The sequence below is a fragment of the Vibrio sp. V01_P9A10T6 genome, from assembly GCF_963877065.1.
GTDB lineage: Bacteria > Pseudomonadota > Gammaproteobacteria > Enterobacterales > Vibrionaceae > Vibrio > Vibrio anguillarum.
This window is the reverse complement of sequence record NZ_CAWNTB010000135.1, coordinates 1-2083: the sequence shown is the minus strand read 5'-3', so window position 1 is coordinate 2083 and position 2083 is coordinate 1. Positions and strand designations below refer to the sequence as shown.

The 2083-nt window shown below is 40.4% G+C and carries 3 protein-coding genes; all 3 read right to left on the bottom strand.

The genetic code is table 11. From position 1 onward, the window contains the following. Positions 1–152 precede the first annotated feature (152 nt). Positions 153–614 (bottom strand): hypothetical protein, encoded by a 462-nt coding sequence (locus AACQ21_RS07065; protein WP_146127555.1) that lies wholly within the window; start codon positions 612–614, stop codon positions 153–155. Between the two features lie 251 nt (positions 615–865). Then, positions 866–1075 (bottom strand): DUF645 family protein, encoded by a 210-nt coding sequence (locus AACQ21_RS07060; protein ID WP_105977479.1) that lies wholly within the window; start codon positions 1073–1075, stop codon positions 866–868. A gap of 236 nt (positions 1076–1311) precedes the next feature. Then, on the bottom strand, positions 1312–1953 hold the full coding sequence (locus tag AACQ21_RS07055) for a hypothetical protein (protein ID WP_181185594.1): 642 nt from the start codon (positions 1951–1953) through the stop codon (positions 1312–1314). Positions 1954–2083 lie beyond the last annotated feature (130 nt).

The window sequence follows — 2083 nt, the reverse complement described above, 5'->3', positions numbered from 1 at the left end:
TACTTATACTTCCATAATACTCTGTGATAGACAGCTAACGCCCAATTAAGGTGTGAAGCACGCAACCACGACACTTAATTTGACCACCGTAAACGCTAAACTCAACCCAAACCAAAAATGCCAAGCGTGCTGAATCACTCTTAAATTGTTTGTTATGTGCGAGTTTGAGGTTTTCGTATATTTTTTAGCTGAATAATCTGACCGATCTCTATTTCATGTTTGGGTTCAAATAAAACGGGAACCTCGAGTTCATTTTTTATTCGACTAACCGCTAAGCGATGATTACCTCCAACAATAACAATTTCGGATTCATAAGGGGTAATTTTACAAGGGGTAACTATGTTTCCGCTAACCCAGTGAGCAATTAGCCTAGCTTTTTTATCGTCACGCCCTATATCCCAAAATTCACAAACAGTTTGTCTACTATTAAAAGTTAATTTAGCATCCAACTCACTCAGGTTAACATCGGCTATCAATAGGCCATCAGGATGATGCTCTTCTATGAATTTTGGCGACACGCCATCCTCGTAATGATGTAACGATTCAACAGACTCGTCCCACTTAATATCAAACTCAGGCCAATCTCCAACAGGCAGCCCCAATACACTATCCATTATGCATCGTTCTTCCTCTAACTTACTGTTTTTATATGACATGTCATTTGATTCCTATGAATTATTAGCACATAACGCCCACCTAAGGGGCTGGCAACGCATTAACACTAAACTCAACCACAACAACCGTAACCACTGCGGCTCAATGGGACTGGAAACGCCACGCGTTGACAGTCCCTCTTGAGGCGTTTGTTAGTTTCGTAGCCTATTGTTTAGCAATGACTTTTAAACACACTTGCTTGAAAGTGATTTTACGCAAATGCATAGAACAAGCACACGTCCAACGCCAAAAGCTGTGAAGTTGGCAGCCAAAACTCAAAACGATCAAGGCTAAGTTGGTCACGTTTAAGTGTCCGCGACAAAGAAAACCAGATCACAGCGATGAAGCGGCTATTTGTGAAGCCAAACTGGCCGTGTTGAACATCAACAACGTTAAAGCATCGAGGCTTGCTAGTTTTCAGCTACTTTGAACCCACTGAACTTTCAACACGTTCGACCAAGTTTGCATCAGGAAAAAACTCAAAAGCCAAATAGTTCACCTTGAACACTTAAAGCTGATTTTTCAGGGCATTGAATCTGAGCTTTTGATGATTTTTTCTAGATAGAAACTAACGCCCGCCTAAGGGGCTGGCAACGCATTAACACTAAACTCAAAAACAACAACCGAAACCACCGTGGCTAAATGGAACTGAAAATGTCACGCGTTGACAGTCCCTTTGAGGCGTTTGTTATGAAGCTTTTCCAACTCAGGGGTTATACGTATCGCAACATTTGTGTGGATAGAAGAAGATGCACTTAATATTCCAAGGAATGCAAAATAAATTGAGAAAGCGATAAGGATAAATGCATTCCAGCCAACTATTAGCACAGCAGCAAAGGAAAACAAAAAACAGCATAAGCTCATAAACATTGAAATATTAGAAAACCAAGTATCGAATTTTGCCTTAAATCTATCCGACTTTGAGACTGAAACTATAAAGATCCCATCTCTTTCAGTGATGTGCTCTTTTGCCAAGACAATTTGACGAAACGTAACATTAATATCTTCATCTGAATCTACGTCAATTGCTAATTTCCTAAAACTCGAATCTGCCCATAAACCTGTAGCTAACCAAAATTGCTCTCGAGCAGCCAGCTTACTTAAATATTCAGTCTCATTAGGTTCTAAACACCCACTATCAATACTTCCTTTTAGCGACTTATAGCGGGAACGCTTCATCTCGTATAAAAAATGTAAAATTGGACGTATGGAGAAAACTGCGAGCACAATCAATGACGAAACACTAACTTTCCAGTTTTCAGAGATTAGTCCTTGAATAAAAAACTGATATTGTTCCATCTTACTCTCCTAGATTCATAACGCCCGGTTAAGGGGCTGACAACGCAAACCACTGAACTCCAAATAACCACCGTAATCCCAAAGGCCGATTTGAACACAAACCGCCACGCGTTGGCAGTCCCTCTTTAAC

Coding starts and splice junctions, on each gene's coding strand:
- AACQ21_RS07065 (WP_146127555.1), bottom strand. CDS start 614: ATGGATAGTGTATTGGGGCTGCCTGTTGGAGATTGGCCTGAGTTTGAT.
- AACQ21_RS07055 (WP_181185594.1), bottom strand. CDS start 1,953: ATGGAACAATATCAGTTTTTTATTCAAGGACTAATCTCTGAAAACTGG.